We start from the raw sequence: 21627 nt of genomic DNA on the forward strand, positions 1-21627 counted from the left end.
CGCAATAATGGAGCTGATGGTGGGTGACTACCATCGGCTTTCCTTGCTAAGTAGAGTTTTTTCAAATCATTAAAATTGAAAAAACGGTGGAGAATACATGAATCTGCTACTCATTGGCGTGTTATTGGCTTTAATCGCTATCGCATATCAAATCGGGCTACGAAAAAGCCGAAGCCTAGCAGGTAAGGGAAATAACACTGCAATTTTACATTCACGTCCTGGCTATTATGGCTCTTTGGTGGCGTTGTGGTGTGGAATCCCAGCTTTTTTAATTTTGATTGTTTGGAACTTGGTAGAACCAAGTGTTTTGCAACATCTAATTTTAAAAAATGTTCCAGCAAATATTGCTTCATCGCTAGATACAGCTGGGGTAGATGTACTGGTAGATCGTATTAAAGCAATTGCCTCTGGCTTTGGTGTGACAGATACGCCAGCAGCTTATGAGGTTGCAGCTGCAGAACAACTCTCAAAATTTGAAAGAATTGGCTCGTTTGCAAAGTTTGCTGTGGTAACGTGTGCTGCGATCCTTGGATTGATTTGGGCAAGAAAAAGAATTAGTCAACAATTTCGTGCACGTAACGAAGTTGAAAAAACCATTAACGTTGTTTTGATCCTGTGTTCAGGTGTTGCGATTCTCACGACTGTGGGTATTGTGATGTCGATGTTCAGTGAGGCGATGCACTTTTTCCAGTTTGTGAGTCCAATCGACTTCTTCTTTGGTACAGAGTGGAATCCTGGCTTTAGTACTTCAGGTAATGCTGAAGGAAGTTATGGTTTATTACCATTACTGTGGGGAACACTCATGGTCAGTGGCATTGCGCTACTGGTTGCTGTTCCACTGGGTTTAATGATTGCAATTTATCTTGCTGAATATGCTTCTCCTCGATTCCGTTCATGGGCAAAGCCGACAATTGAAGTTTTAGCGGGTATTCCAACCATTGTTTATGGTGTTTTTGCCATGATGGTGATTGGCCCAATCTTCAAATCAATTGGTGATTCTATTGGTGTTGAAGTCAATGCGACCAGTGCATTAACAGCAGGTTTTGCAATGGGTATTATGATTATCCCATTCGTATCTTCTTTGTCAGATGACATTATCACTCAAGTGCCACGTGCCTTACGTGATGGTTCTTTAGGTTTAGGTGCGACCAAATCTGAAACCATTCGTCAAGTGGTTCTTCCAGCTGCCTTACCAGGTATTACGGGTGCATTCTTACTTGCAGTATCTCGTGCAGTCGGTGAAACCATGATTGTGGTACTTGCTGCTGGTAATAGTCCATTGTTACATATCAATCCACTTGAAGCTGTTTCAACAGTTACTGTAACGATTGTAAAACAATTAACAGGCGACACAGACTTTGCAAGTCCGCAGGCATTGGTTGCGTTTGCACTGGGTTTAACTTTATTTACCATTACATTGTGTTTAAACATTGTCGCACTTTATATTGTGCGTAAATATCGTGAGCAATACGAATGAGTACATCAAATACATCTCCTGTGGATCAAAATGTATTTGATCCTCAAGCTGCCGCTGAGTTGCGAGAAAAACGTAAAGCTAAAATCGCCAGCTCATTGTCAAAACGCCATCGTAAAGAAAAGACCTTCCGTTTTGCTGGTTTTTCAGCAGTGATTATTGGTTTGGCATTTGTTGCAATTTTATTTGGAAGTATCTTATACAAAGGGTTGCCAGCATTTTGGCAAGCAAGTATGACTGTACCTGTGTATTTTGATCCAAGTATGATTGATGCTGGACCAAAACCAACACAAAAAGTGGGCGAATCTCCTGCTGTATTTCAAGAGCGTTATGTCGACTGGCAAACTAAAATGGGTATGGTCGATTGGGATGCATTGATTGTAAATGCAATCATTGCAAAAGACCCTGCACTCGAAAGTCGTCGTGATGATCTTTCAAGTATTTACACCAGTTCAGAAGCATATCGTATCCGTGATATGGTCTTTAAAGACCCAGCATTGATTGGTAAAACGGTAGAACTTAATTTCCTTGCTGATGCCAATATTGATGTGTGGTTGGCTGGTCATATCGATCGTTCATTGCCTGATGAGCAGCAACAACTTAGTCCAGAAGTACGTAAACTTTCTGATGACTTGGCTGCGAAAGGGATTATTAACCGTACTTTTAACACGCAAATGTTCACCAACCCAGATTCACGCAGCTCACCAGCAACAGCAGGTTTGGCTGGTGCATTTATGGGTTCATTGTTCATGATGTTAATTGTGATCGCGATTTCTATTCCATTGGGTGTAGCAAGTGCGATTTATCTAGAAGAGTTTGCACCGAAAAACTTTATTACTGACATTATTGAAGTCAATATCAATAACCTTGCAGCAGTTCCATCGATTGTATTTGGTTTATTGGGTGCTGCTATCTTTATTGGTTGGATGCATTTACCTATATCCGCACCTTTGGTTGGTGGTTTGGTCTTAAGTTTAATGACTTTGCCTACAGTAATTATTACCACACGTGCTTCATTGAAGGCAGTACCACCATCAATTCGCCAAGCGGCGTTAGGTATTGGTGCTTCTCGTTTACAAACAGTATTCCACCATGTATTGCCTTTGGCTCTACCAGGGATTATGACAGGTGCGATTATTGGTATTGCTCATGCATTGGGTGAAACCGCACCATTACTATTAATTGGTATGAGCGCTTTCGTTGCAAATATTCCAGTATCTCCATTAGATCAATCTACGGCTTTACCTGTTCAAGTTTACTTATGGCAAGGTAATGAATTACGTAACTTCTTCGAAGGGCGTACGGCTGCAGCCATCATTGTGTTATTGGCACTTATGGTCGGTCTAAACAGCTTTGCAATTTGGTTACGTAAGAAATTTGAAGTTCGCTGGTAAAAGAGGGCAGAATAGAGATGAATACTGTAGAAACTAAAAATTCCTTAAGACAGGATACAACCGTGAATTCTGAACAATCTCAATTTACATCGACTGATAGTAAGCAAAAGCAAGCAAGCACTTCTTTTGTCTCCCAGTTTGAGTCTTCGACACCGAAGAAAGAAAAAAATACAACTGTGAAACTTAGTGCTGAAGATGTGCATGTTTACTATGGTGACGCAGAAGCGATTAAGGGTATTGATCTTCAAGTTTATGAAAATGAAGTGATTGCATTTATTGGACCATCAGGTTGTGGTAAATCAACATTTCTACGTACCTTGAACCGTATGAATGATACGATTGATACTTGCCGTGTAACAGGTAAAGTGCGCTTAGACAACCAAGACATTTATGATCCAAATCTAGATGTTGTGTTGCTCCGTGCTCAAGTTGGAATGGTATTTCAAAAACCAAACCCGTTCCCTAAATCAATTTTTGATAATGTTGCTTATGGGCCTAAACTGCATGGTTTGGCCAAAGATAAGTATGATTTAGAAGAGATTGTTGAAAATAGCTTGCGTAAAGCAGGTTTGTGGGATGAAGTTAAAGATCGTTTAAGTCAGCCAGGTACAGGTCTTTCAGGTGGTCAGCAACAACGTTTGTGTATTGCACGTACGATTGCGGTAAGCCCTGAAGTGATTTTAATGGATGAACCATGTTCTGCACTTGATCCAATTGCAACAGCAAAAGTTGAGGAGTTAATCTCTGAGCTTTCTACGCAATATACAATCGCAATTGTAACCCACTCCATGCAACAAGCAGCGCGTGTTTCTGATCGTACAGCATACTTCCATTTAGGTGACTTAATCGAAGTGAACTCTACAGAGAAAGTCTTTACTCAACCAGATCACCAATTGACTGAAGCTTATATTACCGGCCGTTTCGGTTAAGTAGAATATTAGTCAAGATAAGTTTAGATGTGAAATTAAAGGGCCGAAAGGCTCTTTTTTTTTATAGATTAAGTATATAAGCATCTGAAGCAATGAATCAAATTGATGAGAATGGTAGATCAAAAACAATTAAAAATTTAAGCTTTAAAATAATGAATGGATCGTCTAAACCTATTCATTGATGAGTACTGAAATAGGGGGTAATACGGTTTTCGTTAAGTCTTTTGAATGAAGTATTTTTGTTTAAGCCTGGTATTATCTGAATAAAACCAATCTATTGAGAATGGGTAAATTAGACAAATGCTTTTCTAAGAAATACATCATTTTAAGCTTTATGTATTAAACCTATTTTTCAGTTAGTGCCTCATTTTATATGCGAATAGCAGTTGATTGTTAGTTGTAATTTTCTGATCTACTCATAGTTGCTTTATATAAAAAAGGAGCTCAAAAGCTCCTTCTTATTACAAATATTGCTTATCGGATGTTTTTAATCGATTGGATCTTCACGATGTTGTTCAACTGCTTTAGCATCATAGTGTGCTTTACTTGGATGAGCGAATGCAGCAGCCAGTTTGTCTTTGTCTAAAGCATTGTCCCAACGTGCCACAACAATCGTTGCACACGCATTACCGACTAAATTGGTCAGTGCACGGCATTCAGACATAAAGCGGTCAATACCTAGAATTAAAGCCATACCTGCAACAGGAACTGCTGGAACAACAGACAATGTTGCAGCTAAGGTAATAAATCCAGCACCTGTAACACCAGCAGCGCCTTTAGAACTCAGCATTGCAACGAGCAATAATAAGATTTGGTCTTGAATACTCAAATCGATATTACATGCTTGTGCAATAAAGAGCGCTGCCATCGTCATATAGATGTTGGTACCATCGAGGTTAAATGAATAACCGGTAGGAATAACCAAGCCAACCACAGATTTTTCGCAGCCTGCTTTTTCCATTTTACGCATCAATGATGGAAGTGCAGCTTCAGATGAACTGGTCCCTAAAACTAACCATAATTCATCTTTGATATAGCGAATCAGATCTGTAATTCTAAATCCATTATAACGAGCTACAGCACCCAAAATAACCAGAATAAAGAGTAAGGCCGTGATATAGAATGTCATAATTAAAAGTAAAAGATTTCCAATACTTTCAATGCCATACTTACCAATTGTAAATGCCATTGCACCAAAAGCACCAATCGGAGCAAATTTCATCAGCATGCCAACTAAATGGAATACGGGTGCTGTAAGGTTATTTAAGAAGTCTACAATCGGTTGACCTTTTTCGCCTACCGCAGCCAAGGATAAACCAAATAATACGGCAACAAATAGAACTTGTAGAATGTCACCACTTGTTAATGGGCTAACGATGGTTGTTGGAAGAATATTCAGTAAGAAATCGACAATCGAAGCTTCATGTGCTTTTTCAGCGTACTCTACAACTTTCTCTGATTTTAATGATGTAGGGTCAATATTTAAACCTTGTCCTGGTTTAATAATATTGGCAACAATCATCCCGACGATTAATGCGAGTGTAGAGAATGTCAGGAAATAAAGCATTGCTTTACCCGTTACTCGTCCTACAGTTCCCATATGTTTCATGCCTGATATTCCAGTGACAACCGTCAAGAAAATAACAGGCGCAATAATCATTTTGACCAGTTTAATAAATGCATCACCTAATGGTTTTAAACTTGCACCAATATCTGGCCAAAAGTGTCCAAGAAGGATACCAAGTACAATGGCAAAAATAACCTGAACATAGAGGATTTGATAAAACTTTTGTTTTTTAGGGGGTAGGTGTTCATCGTGTGAGGAGATATCCATACTCAATCCTTATCCTTGATGTTGATAAAATTAAACATTTTTTAAAGAAATGACACGTAAATGTTCATAAATTTGAAAAATGTAATTATTCTTTTTAACGTGTTGATTTTAAATAGTTTAATCAAAATAACAAATATGTTATTTAGATAAAAAGAGCTGGTAAATAACCCAATATAAATTTTTAAAATGTGTGATATATGATTATTTGTATTTTCTGTTTGATATAAACATGTCTATGTTTTTTTATGTGAATTTGTCATAAGAAAAGCCAGCAAAAGTTCTACCAAGTGGCATTTGCGTTATTTTCAAGATAAAGTCGCTGAATATGCTGAAATCTGCAAAGCTTAACTTAGATGTAAAAACTATTAATAAAATCTTAATTTATTCAAAACGCTTATCTTTGCTCGAATTTTCATGCGTTTTTAAGTATAAAAAAAAGCTATATATTCTATAACTAAAATTTAGTTATTGTTGTTTTTAAAAGTATAGCTAAATCTTTTGATCATGCATCAAGTCGAAGTGAATTGAGTTTTGTCGAATTTTTCAAAAAGTGTATTGAAATTTAACTGATCCGTCCGCATCTTATTAGAAAAGCATTTCCTTAGATATTCGAGATTATAAATTCTATGTTATTTCATTTACCCAAAGTACCCGCAGAAATTCGCATCAGTCATTTAAATGCTCGAATTAATGAGCAAAGAAAAAGAATTGCTCAGTCAACTGCATCGAAATTGGAATTGTTTCAACTGACTCAACAGTTTGTAAAAGAAGCACGTGTACGTAAAAAAAATAATCAAAAAATCTATGTCTTAGATTTTAAAGGAGATGTACAGGCTTCAGCTGTAGAAAACTTAAGAGAAGAAATTACATTAATTCTTGCGACAGCAAAAGCAGGGCGTGATCGTGTCATTGTTCGTTTAGAAAGCCCGGGTGGTATGGTGCATGGTTATGGTCTTGCAGCTGCACAATTGGTTCGTTTACGTGATGCAGGCTTTAATCTGACGATTTGCGTGGATAAAGTGGCTGCGAGTGGCGGTTATATGATGGCGTGTATCGCAAGTGAAATCGTCTCTGCACCATTTGCTGTGGTTGGTTCGATTGGTGTTGTTGCGCAAGTCCCTAATTTTAATCGACTGTTAAAAGAACATCATGTTGATTTTGAGCTATATACTGCAGGTCAGTTTAAACGTACTGTGACGATGTTTGGTGAAAACACCCCAGAAGGTAAAGCAAAATTTGAAGAAGAGTTACAACAAACGCATCAATTATTTAAGCATTTTGTTGAAAAATATCGCCCGCAACTCAATGTCGAAAAAGTTGCAACAGGTGAACACTGGTATGGTGAAGATGCGCGCAATTTAAATTTAGTGGATAAATTGCAAACTTCAGATGAATATTTGCTGAGCTTATTGCCACAACATGACGTATATGTGATTCAAACACGTCGTAAGCCAACACTTGGCGAAAAGTTAGGTTTACAAGCTGCACAAATGGCAGATGCCTTAATTCCATCCGTTGTGAATAAATTGATGAGTGAGATCACCAAGCTAAATTCTTCTTTACCGATGTTTAAAGACGATAAATTCTAAGTTTTGATTATTCATTGACAACCTAAGGAGTAATTGGCGAAAGCTGATTACTCTTTTTTTATGGAAAAGTCTTTTCTTTATTCGCAAAAATGCTCAGAAAAAATGACCTCATGTGGTCATGACAAGTCCGTAAAAAATGATTAGCATGCTAGGGATCATAAAATCAAAAACTCAGATTGAAAGGAATACAAGACATGTTGGCATATGATGCAGATTTAGAACTTTTTCGTGACAACTTTAAACGTTTTATGAATGAACACGTTGCTCCATTTTATGAGCAATGGGAAAAAGAAGGTTTAATGCCACGTTCAGTATGGTCATTATTGGGTGAAAATGGCTATCTTTGTGTAGATGTACCTGAAGCGTATGGTGGTTATGGCGTTCCAACTGAATATTCATTGATGTTGGTTGAAGAGTCTGCACGTGCAGGCTATGGTGCATTGTCTACCGCGATTTCATGCCATTCAGAAATTGCAGCTCCTTATATTTTGCATATTGCCGACGAAGAACAAAAGCAATACTGGTTACCTAAAATGGTGTCAGGTGAAGTGGTGGGCGCAATTGGGATGACGGAACCGGGGGCGGGTTCAGACCTACAAGGGATGCGTAGTAGTGCGATTTTAAATGGTGACCATTATATTTTGAATGGTTCTAAAACGTTTATTTCAAATGGTCAGCATGCGGATTTAGTAGTATTGGCAGCAAAAACTGATCCTCAAGCGCGTGCAAAAGGTGTGTCACTTTTATTGGTTGATACACATCTAGAGGGATTTAAAAAGGGCACCAACCTCGATAAAATTGGTTTGCATTCTCAAGATACCTCAGAACTGTTCTTTGATAATGTTAAAGTTCCAGCAAATCAATTGTTAGGTAGTGCAGGTCAAGGTTTTGCCTATTTGATGCAAGAGTTACCTCGTGAACGTACTGCAATTGCAGCAACGGCACTTGGTGCAATTCGTGGTGCAATCGATATCACTACTCAGTATGTACAGGAACGTCAAGCGTTTGGTCAGAAAATTGGCAGCTTCCAAAATACTCGTTTTGTTTTGGCTCAAGCAAAAATTGATGAGTTGGCAACAGCAGCATTCTATAACCAAAATTTAGCTTTATATAAACAAAGTAAATTGGATGTTGAAACAGCAGCGGCTTTAAAAAGTTTTAGTACGGATATGCAGATGAAAATCATCGACAGCTTGCTACAACTGTTTGGTGGTTATGGCTATATGACGGAATATCCAATTTCTCGTTTCTTTGTAGATGCACGTATTCAGCGTATTTATGGTGGAACAAATGAAATCATGAAAGAAATCGTGGCACGTGGCATCATTGGTCGATAGTGTATATGTAACAATAATATAAATATAAGCTGTTCATGTTTTTTATGAAGCATGAACAGCTTTTTTTATTTTGATGGGAATATGTTGAGAAAAATCAAATAAATATATTGAAAAAACAAACATTAAAAAGTAAAGATAGAGCAAACAACAATTGATCAAATACGTAGGTGTAGGTCTTGTTTGCTGGATTGGATTTGTACAATAATAAGTCAGTGGTAATGTGCTCATGCCTTATCTAAAAAATAGAATTGGCGAATGAAATAGATATAACAACGATAAGCTGTTTAAACTTTTAAGTGAAATTAAAATGATGGATCATGAAGTTTCTTTTCAAATTGAATCAACAGTCCAGCACTATTTGGGTGTTGGTGGATGGCATTATGCTCTTATTTCCAAATTACAATCTGAAGAAATAAAAAAATACATTCATCAGAAACGAAGTTGGGGTGCTGTACCTATTACTGTCACACTGGGTAAAAGTATCTGGAAAACATCTATATTTCCTGACAAGCAATCAGAGGGCTATTTACTGCCACTTAAAGCAGAGATTCGCAAAAAAGAGAAGATATATTCAGGAGATCATATTTCTTTTTCAATTCTGTTATAAGTTTTAATGGTCAAGCTTTGAGTAGGTATATTTGATCACTAGTGAGGCTGTATTGAATAAGTCAACTCATATGCTGTAAAGCCCTTACAACGTGATTTTAGCTTAAACGTTTAGCCTCATTGGTACAGGCAATGATGCGTGAATTAATGATTTCGCTTTTTGGATGAGCTTTTAAATTTTTATATTAAGCTTCAGTCGTAAATCCTTTTTAAAGCATAGATCAACATAAAAGCTCCGTCATCCTAGCCTTTTCCCAAATTGGGGATGGGCTTTCAATACCTATATCATTCATGCAATATGATTATTTTGACTTATAAAAGAGATACAAAATTTCATAAATAAGGTTAAAACTAAGCACTTAATACATTTAAACATTCATTGATAAAGATAGGTAACTCAAAAGTTGAACGTGATGAAATATATAAATTGTTGTCGTTTACCACTTCGCGATCAAAAACCACAGCGCCAGCGTCTTTAAGTTCTTTGAGGATATCTTCAATTGAGGTTAAGCGTCGTCCAATGGCAATTTGTGCATCGATAAGCAAATGGCTACTGTAACAACATAAAAAAATAGGTTTTTGCGCATTGGCAAAATTACGTAAAAAATCAATAAATCGTTCATCTTCTTTAAGATGATAAGGGGAATATCCACCCGGAATCATCAGCGCATCAAAATCCCGAACAGAGATTTCATCAATGCCTAAATCTATACTGACCGAAGATTTTCTTTGTTTGCTATACACAATATTCCCCGCAGACTTTTCAATATTGCGTACAGAGTGGCTTGCAGCTCGAAAAGCTTCAACGGGATGATGATATTCCGCATCTTCGAAATCATGGGTAATGAGAACAGCGATTTTTTTATTCATATTCTATGACTCGAAATGCGCTTATGCTTTTTATCATAGAGCGCAATGCTTAAAATTCTATAGCTGCTTTGTAATTCATTTTGTAGTCAGAAAAGTTATAAAGTGATGACATTTTATTCAATATATAAGTTGAAAGTGAAACATTGAAAAATGCACTATTGCCCAACAAATTAAACTGAACTATTGTTATACTGTCAGTGGTCTAAAACATAGACTTCTCGTAATTCTCGACTTTAAAGGGCGACATAACAATGATCAACGATGATCAAAAAACGACTTCTCTAGATCTTGCTCAAATCCGTGAAGATATTGACTCTGTAGATCAGCAAATCCAACAACTTATCAATCGCCGTGCAAAACTGGCGGAATCAGTTGCTAAAGCAAAATTTGCAGCAGAAGAGAATCCGTTATTTTATCGTCCTGAACGTGAAGCACAGGTTTTACGTCAAGTTATGGAGCGCAATGAAGGGCCATTGTCAGATCAAACCATGGCACGTTTATTCCGTGAAATTATGTCTGCATGTTTGGCACTGGAAGCACCACAAAGTATTGCATTTTTAGGTCCAGTCGGCACTTATACCCATTCTGCTGTATTAAAACATTTTGGTCAGGATGCTGTGGTTCGTCCACTACCAACGATCGATGAAGTGTTCCGTGAGGTTGAAGCGGGCAGTGCACATTATGGTTTAGTTCCAGTTGAGAACTCATCTGAAGGTGTGGTCAACCATACTTTAGACTGTTTTAAAGCATCGCATTTAAATGTGATTGGTGAAGTTGAATTGCGTATTCATCACCAATTTCTGATTTCTTCAAATACTCGTAAAGACAGTATTAAACAAATTTATGCACATCAACAAACACTTGCGCAATGCCGTAAGTGGTTGGATGCACATTATCCGGGTGTAGAACGTGTAGCTTTAAGCTCAAATGCAGAGGCTGCCCGCCGTATTCGCAATGAATGGCATTCAGCAGCAATTGCATCTGATGTGGCTGCGAGTATTTACGACTTAGAAGTTCTCCACGGCAATATTGAAGATAACCCTGAAAATACGACACGATTCTTGGTCATTGGTCGTGAAAAAGTACCACAAAGTGGCAATGATAAAACCTCATTACTGATTTCAGCACATGACCGTGCAGGGGCTTTATTGGAAATTCTTGCACCATTTGCAAAACACAACATTAGTTTGACCAGTATTGAAACCCGTCCAGCATTACCTGAAAAATGGGCTTATGTATTCTTCATTGATCTTGAAGGTCATGTGGAACAGGACAATGTTAAAGCGGCGATTGAAGATATTCGCCCACTGGTTAAAGAAGTACGTGTATTGGGTTCATATCCGATTGCTGTGCTTTGATGTCGTTGTGAAATAGGTAGTTCAAAATCGTTATGTCACAACCTTTATTTAAAAAAGTTGCCTTTATTGGACTTGGACTGATTGGTTCAAGTCTAGCCCGTGTGATTGCAGCCGAACATCTTGCTGAAAATGTTGTTGCGTCAACCCGCTCAAAAAAAACGCTGGAAGATGCAAAAGCTTTAGGAATTATTTCTGCGGGTTTTAGTGATCCTGTAGAAGCTGTAAAAGATGCAGATTTAATCGTTCTGGCTTTACCCGTTCGCGCGACACAGAAAGTGCTTGAAACGATTCAAGCTTATGTTTCTGAAAATGCCATTATTACTGATGTCGGAAGTACCAAAGGGAATGTGGTGGCTGCAGCACATGCTGTATATGGTGAAAATCTTCCTGTAGGTTTTGTACCTGGTCATCCAATTGCTGGTGCAGAACATACTGGTGTTCATGCAGGTAAAGTTGACTTGTTTGTGAATCATAAAGTGATTCTAACGCCGTTGCCGAGCAGTGCTGATTGGGCAGTTGAAAAACTGATTCAGCTTTGGCAGGCTGCAAAAGCTGAAGTCATTTGTATGGATGTGGACAAACATGATGAAGTGTTGGCACATACCAGTCATTTACCGCATCTGATGGCATTTAATCTGGTTGAACAGCTTGCAAATCGTGAAGATAACTTAGATATTTTCCGTTATGCCGCTGGAGGTTTTCGTGACTTCTCACGTATTGCTGCCAGTGATCCGCAGATGTGGCATGATATATTTTTTGCCAATAAAACAGCCATATTGAAAGCAGTTGATGGTTTTGAAACGCAACTTGCGACATTACGTCAACTGATTGAAGATGAGAATTCACAAGCCCTGATGGGATTGCTAGGACATGCACAAGCGGCACGACAGCATTTCAATCATATGCTCGCCAATAAACCTTTGATGGAGAAAAATAAGGTGACACAACAATTTACCATTTTGCCAGGTGAGAAGACATTTAAAGGTAAATTTACCGTGCCGGGTGACAAGTCAGTGTCACATCGTTCCATCATGTTTGGTGCAATCGCTGAAGGTACAACCCACGTTACAGGTTTCCTTGAAGGTGAAGATGCTTTAGCAACACTTCAAGCATTTCGCGATATGGGTGTCAGTATTGAAGGCCCTAAAAATGGTGAAGTGACCATTCATGGTGTGGGTATTCATGGTTTAAAAGCGCCCAAAACGGCACTGTACATGGGTAATTCTGGTACGTCGATGCGTTTGCTTTCAGGCATGCTTTCAGCACAACAGTTTGACTCTGTGATGACGGGTGATGCGTCTTTGTCTAAGCGTCCAATGGAGCGTATTGCAAAACCTTTACGTGAAATGGGTGCGCAAATTCAAACCACGGGTGAACGTGGTACTCCGCCTGTTTCTATTACTGGCGCTCAAGCACTTAAAGGTATTCATTACGATTTGCCAATGGCATCTGCGCAAGTCAAATCTGGAATTTTATTGGCAGGTTTATGGGCAGAGGGTGAAACATCTGTGACTGAACCTGAACCAACCCGTGACCATACTGAGCGTATGTTACGTGCTTTTGGTTATGCTGTAAAAACGGAAGGTAATCGTATTTCATTACACGGTGGTGGCAAGTTAGTTGGGACAGAGATTCAAGTGCCTTCTGATATTTCTTCTGCTGCATTCTTTATGGTGGGTGCTGCCATTACTGAAGGTTCAGATATTACCCTTGAAGCTGTTGGGATTAATCCAACTCGTACAGGCGTAATCGAAATCCTGAAGCAAATGGGTGCAGACTTAACTGTTGAAAATGAAAGAATTGCAGGCGGTGAGCCGATTGCTGATATACGTATCCGTGGTACCCGTACATTGAAAGGCATTCATATGCCTGAAGATCAAGTACCATTGGCGATTGATGAGTTTCCATCTTTGTTTATTGCTGCGGCATGTGCTGAAGGGCAAACGGTGTTGACAGGTGCCGCTGAATTACGGGTTAAAGAGTCTGATCGTATCCAAGTGATGGCAGATGGTTTAAAAACCATGGGGATTGATTGTACGCCAACTGATGATGGCATCATCATTGAAGGAAAAGGTAAATCGGGCGACTGGTCTGCTATTTTCTCTGGCGGTGAAATTGAATCGCACCATGACCATCGTATTGCAATGAGTTTTTCGATGGCGGGTTTACGTAACTCAGGCGAGATCAAGATTATCGGTACCGAAACTGTAGCAACAAGTTTCCCAACATTTACTGAACTCACTAATCAGGCGGGGCTTCAGATTCAAGTCACCGAATAAATCAGTCCTTGTCTAATATTTGTATAATTAATTAAAAACAGCCAAGCAAATGCTTGGCTGTTTTGTTTATATTGCTTATTCTAAAACCATACAACTATAAAGCCTTTTGGATGAAGCAATGAGAACATTACAATTTACAGCAAACTGTGAGAATCATATTAACAGTCACAACCATGGTGAAAATGTATGTTATGTCACTCAGGAATACGTGACGACCTTGTTGTTAAAACAACTGTCTCAATATGGCTTTAAAGCGGAAACAACACACTCTGATGAAGACCTTGCTGTCAGCGTAGAAAATCATCCAATTGGTTTGGGGGTTAATTGTCATTTAAATGATCAAGGATTATTAACTTGTGAAATTTCAGCCCATGCTGATGAAGAACAAGCATGGTTTAAGAAGATTGCAACCCAGAGCATGATTAAGCAATTGGCAAATGCTGTCGAAAATACATTAAAAGAAGATGATGCGTTTAGTGGATTTGAATGGAAAGTATAAGCAGGGCTAGAGAAGATACTTATGCAATTACAAACATTTATCAATAAATTTCCAGTAGATCAGGTGGGAAACACAGTAAGCCCTGAAACTGTAAAAAAATATCAAGCATATTTACCTGAAGCGCTCTTAGAGCTTTGGCAAAATCATGGTTTTGGCTTCTATGGCAACGGTTTGCTACAGATCATTAACCCTGAGCTTTATCAAGATGTGCTTTGGTCATGGTTAATGAAAGATCAACCTGATATGACCCGATTACCCATTGCTATTTCGGCATTTGGTTTAGTGTTTTATTATCGTTTATTGAGCGATGATGGCGATGAAGATATATCCTTTATCGACCCGCACAACTCGGATATTGGGGTAACAGCTTGGTCATTAGCAGATTTTTTTAATGACTGGATTTGTGATGATGAGATCATTGAGCAATTTTTAGAAAAATCAGCCTTAGCAAAGGCACAAACTCAATATGGTAAATTAACTGATAATCAAATGTATTGTTATCTTCCTGCACTGAGATTGGGTGGGCGTGCCAGTGATCTCAATTTAGATAAGGGTGATGCAGCCACACATTTAGATTTTTTATATCAACTTGCTGTGAATAACTGATTTAAAAATCATTCAAAATAGAGGTTTAGAAATGACAGTTTGATTGAGATAAAACTGTCATTTCTATTATGAATTAAATTATGCTATTACTCGACACGTAACCATGTTTGGCTACGACCTACTGCTGAAATACCGAAATATCCACGAAGAAATAGTTTCTTGCCATTTGGGCTGACTTTACCTTTTAAGCGATAGATTTTACCTGAAACTGGGTCAATAATTTTCCCATCAGTATAACTAACATGATCATCTGTCTTTAGCCCAGAGATTACCTGTAAGCCAATAATTGGCTTGTTGGTATAAGGTGCAGGGCAATTGGTGCAAAATTCTTTTGGGGTGTAGCCTGGGCGTGGTGTTGCTTTTAATGCTGTACCCGCATAGGTACCGTTACTTTGTTTTTCAATTTTAACCAGTCCCTTTGCTTCACCAGTTTTGTCATCGATATAACGCCAGGTTCCCACGATATCTTCCGCAAAAGCTGTCGATGTTAAAAATGCGATACATGCTGTCCCCAATAAAACTCTCATCATTTCCCTTATTCCTTAAGTGGGTATTTTCTACTTTAAAAATCATACTTATTTAAGGCGTTGATTATATAATGAATAGTTGGGTCATTTATTTACATAATGTGCCAATAAGTATGAAATTTAAAATGAATTAGCACATAAAGATAAGCAATTGATGAGCTTGTAAACTGGATTTAGCATAGCTGAAGCTTATGTGATGACACTCACCTTAAAAATATCATTGATTGCTTCAAAATGAATTTCACAATCTAAGAATTTTTGAATCATTTCAGCTTGTGTTGAGGTGTGTTCACTGACAACTTGAGCAGTAAACTCACCACCTTTACCTAAAGCTAAAGGTAATAAAAGTTGGTCTGCTAGATATTCGTCAGCCACAGCATCGCAAGCTAAAAAGGATTTAACTTCTTTGGCTAAATCATGCGCTACTTTTTCTGCACTTTTCTTCATTTCACCTAACGCAGAAAATACTTGTTGATGGTGTTGGTAATTTAACACCACAAAAGCCGTATTCCCTTGACTAATCCCTTGAAAATTTAGTCTATTACGTTGGCTTAAGCTCAATTTGTTATGCAATACTTCCAGTTCACGATCCGCAATATTCTGTTGAATATTTAAGGCAGCGGCATAGCCATGTATTTCCAGTAATTTGCCTTTATCTAATACTGAATATTCAAGCTTATCTATCCACGGATAAGTTGTAATATTGATTTGACCCGCACCAATTGGAAAGAAACCAGCACGTTCGCATTCAAAGTCGACTTTTATTCCAAGTTTATGAAGAGCAGGTAGAAAACAAGACTCTATGAAATCTGCAGTCGGTGCCATTGGATTATGTGTTCCGCCGTGGATACTGATGTGACTGATTTCATTTTGCATCATCAGTGCAGGCAGTAGTGTTTGTAAAACCAATATTGTGCTACCCGCTGAACCAATATGAAAATCATATTTACCCGCTTGAACTTGTTGGGGTTGGAAATATAATTTTTGTGAATGTAGTTCAGCACCTTCCACAATGGCATTACTGATGCGTTGTGATGCTTGTACACAGACTAAATGCTGTCGCATTAAGCCCGGCTTTTTACGCCCTGCACGAATATTCACAAGCTCAAATGGAATACCCGTTAACATAGACAATGAAAGGGCAGTTCTTAAAATTTGCCCTCCACCTTCGCCTTGTGAGCCATCAATTTGGATAGTTTTATTTTTTACTAATGTGTTCATTTTGTTCTTCATCATTTCTTTCTAAATCATTCGGTTTTCGAACATGTTTTAAAAATCGTAATTCACTTACACCATATTGTTGATAATTATCTTGTGCTTCTGCTAATGAGATTGCATTTGCACCACTTTTTGAATTTGGATGAATATTTTGTACAGGATCATCTTCCCAAAAACAAACTGGACAAATCTCAAAGTCAAAATTACCCGAAGGTTGATCTCTCGTGTAATGATGACAACAAGAACAAGGGTAATTCATTAAAAATTCCTAAAAGGGGTGAACATACTGTCAGTGCATGGTGATGCTTAGTGCATTGTAACTTTGCTTTCACAAAGGTTTGCCTTGTACGTAGTGATGGGTTGATTTGTGCTTAAAGTTTTAAGCTAACCCGCTCGCTCATCAAGCCACTACACCTTATTTTCAATCCTGTGTTGTGGAGGTAGGGGATCTTGCACTCGCCCAGTATGCTCGGGTGATCTCAAATGACGAATCACTTGAGATAAGGTGAAATATATTGTCAGTACGTGGTAATGCAGTGTAAATAATCACTCTGATTCACAAAGGTTTAAGTGATGAAAGGTGATGGATTTGATTGGTGCGTTTCCGCTCTAAATCCGCTTCGCTGTCATTACCTAAAAATGATGCTGACTTTTATTTCAATCTATACAGCCTTAGATCTTGTACTCGTCCAATATATTTCGAGGTCTGATAGGGTAAGCCCTATCAAAGCTTTTAAATGATGACTTTAAACGTCAAGTAAATCAACTTGCCAATTGGTGGCTTGTATCAATACATTCAAGTCGCGTAATTTGGCACTGATATCATCGGATTGTTTTTGCAAGGATGATACTGGAATGACCTTATGCCATTTGATTTCACGTGTACTATAGCGGTCAGGCTCACGTTGTGTGTTGCTGATGGCTGAGGTTAAAATTTTATGGCGCTCTACAAGCTCATCACGTTGAGTAAGTAAAGCCAATAATGAACGACCATCTGTTAATTTTGCTAAAGCATTGGTTTGATGAATGGCATAAACAAGTTTTTGGGATTCTTGAGTTAATGCAAATACTTGCTTTAATAACTCGTTTGGATCCTCGGATGGCTCATCACCGTCTTGTACCAATACGTTCGCATTGATACGTTGTTTCAATGAAGCGAGTTTCTTTTGTTGATCGCTTCGTAATAAGAGTGCTTCTGCAAGTTTCATTTTATTTTCCTTATTGCTTTTAATAGTCAATAAATATTTAACACAACGATTTCATATAAAGTTTGCTGGGGTAGTGTATCAACTGGGATTGATTCGGCAAATTCTATAACGTCTTCTAAAGTTTGAATTTCATGCCAAGTGGTCATGAAATTATAATCATCCTCTTTAGGTTGATCATAATTACAAAATTCTAAATAAGAATAATCCAATGCATCATCCCAAATTGAACATTCAGTTAGGAGGGATTTGGGAAAGACAAAAAGCTTTATGATATATAAGTCCTTTTTCAATCCATACATCATATGAAAAAGAGTGTATATTTCGTTGTAAGGCTATAATCTCATTTCTCCAGATACGAATATCTCCATGCTTTATCTGTTTAGACTCACTTAAATACCGTTGTAAAACCAAAGTTTTTTCAAAGGGATCACTTAATCTTTTAAATTGATAAGCAACCATATAGTAGAGTAGATACTTAAAATAATTCTGCTTATTGCATTTGTGGTCTACTGCAAGTTCCAGAAAAAGTAATAATTCATCTTTCCAGACCAAGTATAAATCCCATTCAGTCGTAGGCAGATATGTATCCGAAAATGCCCATGCTCGAATTTCAGTTATGCTCGGATTGGAGATGTTGGTTATCACTATATTATCCCTTTACACAAACAACCTGACTTAAGGTATAAACCACTTCCACCAAATCGCTTTGTGCTTTCATCACATCTTCAATAGGTTTATACGCAGAAGGGATTTCATCAATCACGGCTGCATCTTTACGGCATTCCACACCTTTAGTTTGTTCAATCTGATCTTCCACAGTAAACAAATTTTTCGCTGCAGTACGGCTATGTACACGACCAGCACCATGCGAACATGAACAGAAAGACTCCTGATTTCCCTTACCTTTGACAATAAATGACTTGGCACCCATTGAACCCGGAATAATTCCATACTCACCCAAACGGGCACGTACTGCACCTTTACGTGTTACCAGTACTTCCTGACCAAAGTGTTCTTCTTTATCCACATAATTATGGTGGCAATTTACGGCTTCAACTTTGGCATTAAATGGTTTGTTGATGATGATTCGTAAAGCTTGAACCGCAGCTTCCATCATTAACTCACGGTTTTTCATGGCAAATCGTTGTGCCCAACCCACTGCAAACCAATAATCATCAAAGTGTTCAGTCCCTTCCACTAAATAAGCTAAATCTTTATCAGGCAGGTTAATAAAATGCTTTTGCATATCTTTACGTGCAAGCTCAATAAAGTGATTACCAATCGCATTTCCAACACCACGAGAACCTGAGTGCAACATAATCCATACTTGTTGATGCTCATCTAAACAGACTTCAACAAAATGGTTTCCAGTTCCCAAAGTACCTAACTGTTTATGGTTGTTGGTATTTTTCAAACGGGGATGCTTAGCGCAAATATATTCAAAATCAGTCACCAACTCAGCCCAAGCCTGATCAACACGAGCAGTAGGTGTCTCCCATGAACCTCGGTCACGACGTCCACGACCTTTGGTCATACCATGTGGAATTAAACGTTCAAGTTCGGTACGCAGTGCGTGTAAGTTGTCTGGTAAATCTGATGCGCTTAGCGAAGTACGTGCGGCCATCATTCCACAGCCAATATCTACACCGACCGCAGCAGGGATGATTGCACCTTTGGTTGGAATTACACTTCCAATCGTTGCTCCGATTCCTACATGTACATCTGGCATTACTGCCATCCATTTATAAATAAAAGGCATTTGTGCTGTCTTTAATAATTGGTCTTTCGATTTCTCATCGACAGGGACACCTTTGGTCCACATTTTTATAGGAACACCTTTAGCATCCTGAATTACGTTATAAGTACGTTCCTGTGCTAAGGAAGTTTGTTTTTCGATTTGTTCTGCGACTAACATAGACATTGCTTTGATCCTTTTCAAAACCTGCCTGCCAAGCGGTTGCAGGCAGGTGATATTTATATACATCTCAAGATGTATGCTCTATATATTGCAGAGAGTGTGCCAAGTTTTATGGGTTTGAGATTTTTATTTATAAGTTATTAATTTATAATCAATAAATAAATTTAAATTTTATTTTAAATGTGCGTTTTAATAAAAAATATGCAAATTTAAATATTATTTTAGATAGTAATTTATCTATTTTTATATTTTAAATAAAATATAAAACAACCAATTCCTAAACATAATAAGAAAAGGAGGCTAAAACCAATTGAAAAGATGAGGCTTATTTGGGAGCCTTGTAAATATGCAAATAAAGTGATTGAAAATATTAGGCTATAAATACTACTAAGGAAATATCTTCCACAATGTGGTGCAAATTTAGTTGTAAAATAGCCGAGCCAAATTGCTATTGGAAATATTGATATAATTGAAAAATAATAAATTTTTGAACAGGTTGGGGTATCTTCTTGCTGGAAACCGCAACCCAAAGTGAGTGAAAGCAAAAAAATGACGTAGAAGAAAAATAAGAATACAAAAATTACTAAAGGAAATAAGAGGAAAGCAAACCAAGTACGCATTGTTATTATTCAGGATATTTATCATGTTACAGATTATAGTATGAAACCTAGTTTGGGAGAATTTTTTCTCCCAAACTGAGTTTGATGAAATTTGTGAATCTTAATTTTTGTTCATATCCCATTTCGTATTATCATCAGTTGGTTGATAATGTTCTTCGATATGGATTTTTAACCTCAGTGCGAGAGGATCATCTTCTAGGATTTGACTATGCCCATGTAAAAGTTTCAGTTCGCTTTTTTTACGACTTTTACTTGGCGGTTTTTCATGATAGTTCTGGCACTTCTTATACCAGTGGTTAGTTTCTAAATAGTATTTTTTGACTCTTAGTTTTTCTAAAGCAAGATCAAGATTGTTATCGTCAACAATAACTTGTATAGACATGATTTGCGTTTTACAGACTGACACCTGTCTTTGGTTTTAAATTGAGTCTCCAAGCTAGCAAATTTTTTGTTGATTCACAAGCATCGCTTTTAAACATGATGAGTTTAAAAAGAAAAGCAGTCACAAACATTAAGATCAGATTTTGTGAATGAACACGATAGGAGGGCTTAAACCCTGCACTAAAGTATTACCATGTAATCCAATCTATATTTGTGACTGCTTATTGCGTAAATCTATTTATTATAATGAGAGTACATCAACAAAAGGCTGAAGACAGTCGTGGCTCTACCAACTGAGCTACTGTATCTTGTCATACAGGGTGGTATCGAAGCACCGACAAACGCGTAATGTAGTCCTCAAAGCATTTGATCTACTTTCATTATTGCATATAGAAGATCAAAAAAAGTTGGTGTTGGATATGTGCAGTACCCGAAATACTGTGCGTGAGATTGCGATGTAATCCAACAGGCATTTGATCATTTAAACATAGGTCAAAGCCCATCAACAAATTTGATTATAAGACAAACAATTCACCGCTTTTGCTTTAAGCGACTGTATATATACAGCAGAGGAATCTAACCTCTGATCTATGAATTCTAATGTAGTCCTATGAGTATTTGATGGACTGATGACCCCAGCATATTTTCCTATACTGCCCTACAAGTGAATCAACAAGTTTTTCAAAGACATTCGTGCCTTACCACTTGGCGACCATCATCGAAATGATGGGGTGGATTCGAACCACCGATGACGTCAATTTTAAGATGTAGTCCTTGAAGCATTTGATTCTTTTACTGCTTTACATAAACAAAATGTTAAAGACGTTTCGTTGCTCTATCCAACTGAGCTACTTTTCAAACTTGGAAAAGAGTGAAAAGGGTGGATTTGAACCACCGACCTACGCATTAAAGATGTAGTCCTTAACGCATTTTATGCGATGTATTTTGCCAACAAAGGTGTCGATAAAACATCAATTATT

The 21627-nt window shown here is 37.8% G+C and carries 19 protein-coding genes; 10 read left to right on the forward strand and 9 right to left on the reverse strand.

From position 1 onward, the window contains the following. Positions 1–97 precede the first annotated feature (97 nt). From pstC to pstB, 3 genes are read left to right on the forward strand one after another with little or no spacing between them, the layout of a single operon-like run. A complete protein-coding gene (pstC, locus tag PYV58_RS08035; RefSeq protein ID WP_004822570.1) occupies positions 98–1477 on the forward strand; it encodes a phosphate ABC transporter permease subunit PstC in 1380 nt (459 codons plus the stop codon). Continuing rightward, positions 1474–2868 (forward strand): phosphate ABC transporter permease PstA, encoded by a 1395-nt coding sequence (gene pstA, locus PYV58_RS08040; RefSeq protein WP_004822568.1) that lies wholly within the window; start codon positions 1474–1476, stop codon positions 2866–2868. The genes pstC and pstA overlap by 4 nt, the downstream gene beginning before the upstream one ends. A gap of 17 nt (positions 2869–2885) precedes the next feature. Then, the gene (pstB, locus tag PYV58_RS08045) at positions 2886–3797 is read left to right on the forward strand and encodes a phosphate ABC transporter ATP-binding protein PstB (protein ID WP_004719228.1); all 912 of its coding nucleotides are present in this window, start codon (positions 2886–2888) and stop codon (positions 3795–3797) included. Between the two features lie 487 nt (positions 3798–4284). Here pstB and PYV58_RS08050 read toward each other — a convergent pair whose 3' ends face one another. Then, positions 4285–5631 (reverse strand): dicarboxylate/amino acid:cation symporter, encoded by a 1347-nt coding sequence (locus PYV58_RS08050; RefSeq protein WP_275059795.1) that lies wholly within the window; start codon positions 5629–5631, stop codon positions 4285–4287. Between the two features lie 626 nt (positions 5632–6257). Here PYV58_RS08050 and sohB point away from each other — a divergent pair. The 3 genes from sohB to PYV58_RS08065 all read left to right on the forward strand — a co-directional run bounded on the left by sohB (position 6258) and on the right by PYV58_RS08065 (position 9164). Beyond that, entirely contained in the window at positions 6258–7220 is a 963-nt protein-coding gene (gene sohB / locus PYV58_RS08055; protein WP_004822565.1) for a protease SohB, read from the forward strand. Between the two features lie 194 nt (positions 7221–7414). Then, positions 7415–8557: an acyl-CoA dehydrogenase family protein gene (locus PYV58_RS08060; RefSeq protein WP_034615871.1), complete on the forward strand. Its 1143-nt coding sequence runs from the start codon at positions 7415–7417 to the stop codon at positions 8555–8557. A 307-nt stretch (positions 8558–8864) separates the two neighbouring features. Next, a complete protein-coding gene (locus PYV58_RS08065; RefSeq protein WP_004822562.1) occupies positions 8865–9164 on the forward strand; it encodes a DUF1905 domain-containing protein in 300 nt (99 codons plus the stop codon). A gap of 350 nt (positions 9165–9514) precedes the next feature. Here PYV58_RS08065 and PYV58_RS08070 read toward each other — a convergent pair whose 3' ends face one another. Beyond that, positions 9515–10033: a DJ-1/PfpI/YhbO family deglycase/protease gene (locus PYV58_RS08070; protein ID WP_004719237.1), complete on the reverse strand. Its 519-nt coding sequence runs from the start codon at positions 10031–10033 to the stop codon at positions 9515–9517. Between the two features lie 251 nt (positions 10034–10284). Here PYV58_RS08070 and pheA point away from each other — a divergent pair, with 251 nt between their 5' ends. From pheA to PYV58_RS08090, 4 genes are all read left to right on the forward strand, one after another. After that, positions 10285–11391, forward strand: a complete 1107-nt coding sequence (gene pheA, locus PYV58_RS08075) for a prephenate dehydratase (RefSeq protein WP_004719240.1) — start codon at positions 10285–10287, stop codon at positions 11389–11391. A gap of 32 nt (positions 11392–11423) precedes the next feature. After that, positions 11424–13670 carry a bifunctional prephenate dehydrogenase/3-phosphoshikimate 1-carboxyvinyltransferase gene (locus PYV58_RS08080; RefSeq protein ID WP_034615868.1) on the forward strand — a complete coding sequence of 749 codons (2247 nt, stop codon included), beginning with the start codon at positions 11424–11426 and terminating at the stop codon, positions 13668–13670. A gap of 118 nt (positions 13671–13788) precedes the next feature. Then, positions 13789–14169, forward strand: coding sequence for a hypothetical protein (locus PYV58_RS08085; RefSeq protein WP_004822559.1), 381 nt, complete (start codon positions 13789–13791; stop codon positions 14167–14169). Positions 14170–14190: 21 nt separating this feature from the next. Continuing rightward, positions 14191–14775: a GAD-like domain-containing protein gene (locus PYV58_RS08090; protein WP_034615865.1), complete on the forward strand. Its 585-nt coding sequence runs from the start codon at positions 14191–14193 to the stop codon at positions 14773–14775. An 86-nt stretch (positions 14776–14861) separates the two neighbouring features. On the opposite strand, the gene PYV58_RS08095 is transcribed toward PYV58_RS08090, so the two are convergent. From PYV58_RS08095 to PYV58_RS08125, 7 genes are all read right to left on the reverse strand, one after another. Further along, positions 14862–15305 carry a DUF2147 domain-containing protein gene (locus tag PYV58_RS08095; RefSeq protein ID WP_004822556.1) on the reverse strand — a complete coding sequence of 148 codons (444 nt, stop codon included), beginning with the start codon at positions 15303–15305 and terminating at the stop codon, positions 14862–14864. Between the two features lie 186 nt (positions 15306–15491). Beyond that, complete coding sequence (rtcA, locus tag PYV58_RS08100) at positions 15492–16523, reverse strand: RNA 3'-terminal phosphate cyclase (RefSeq protein WP_034615889.1); 1032 nt, start codon at positions 16521–16523, stop codon at positions 15492–15494. Continuing rightward, complete coding sequence (locus tag PYV58_RS08105) at positions 16501–16779, reverse strand: CPCC family cysteine-rich protein (protein WP_051671060.1); 279 nt, start codon at positions 16777–16779, stop codon at positions 16501–16503. The genes rtcA and PYV58_RS08105 overlap by 23 nt, the downstream gene beginning before the upstream one ends. A 487-nt stretch (positions 16780–17266) precedes the next feature. Further along, the gene (locus tag PYV58_RS08110) at positions 17267–17728 is read right to left on the reverse strand and encodes a DIP1984 family protein (protein ID WP_004822548.1); all 462 of its coding nucleotides are present in this window, start codon (positions 17726–17728) and stop codon (positions 17267–17269) included. A gap of 26 nt (positions 17729–17754) precedes the next feature. Beyond that, a complete protein-coding gene (locus PYV58_RS08115) occupies positions 17755–17937 on the reverse strand; it encodes a hypothetical protein (RefSeq protein WP_034615861.1) in 183 nt (60 codons plus the stop codon). A 440-nt stretch (positions 17938–18377) separates the two neighbouring features. Beyond that, positions 18378–19643: an RtcB family protein gene (locus PYV58_RS08120; protein WP_034615856.1), complete on the reverse strand. Its 1266-nt coding sequence runs from the start codon at positions 19641–19643 to the stop codon at positions 18378–18380. 723 nt (positions 19644–20366) lie between these two features. Further along, positions 20367–20648, reverse strand: coding sequence for a hypothetical protein (locus tag PYV58_RS08125; RefSeq protein ID WP_034615853.1), 282 nt, complete (start codon positions 20646–20648; stop codon positions 20367–20369). Positions 20649–21627: the final 979 nt, after the last annotated feature.

The organism is Acinetobacter sp. TAC-1 (assembly GCF_029025845.1).
Classification (GTDB): domain Bacteria; phylum Pseudomonadota; class Gammaproteobacteria; order Pseudomonadales; family Moraxellaceae; genus Acinetobacter; species Acinetobacter guillouiae.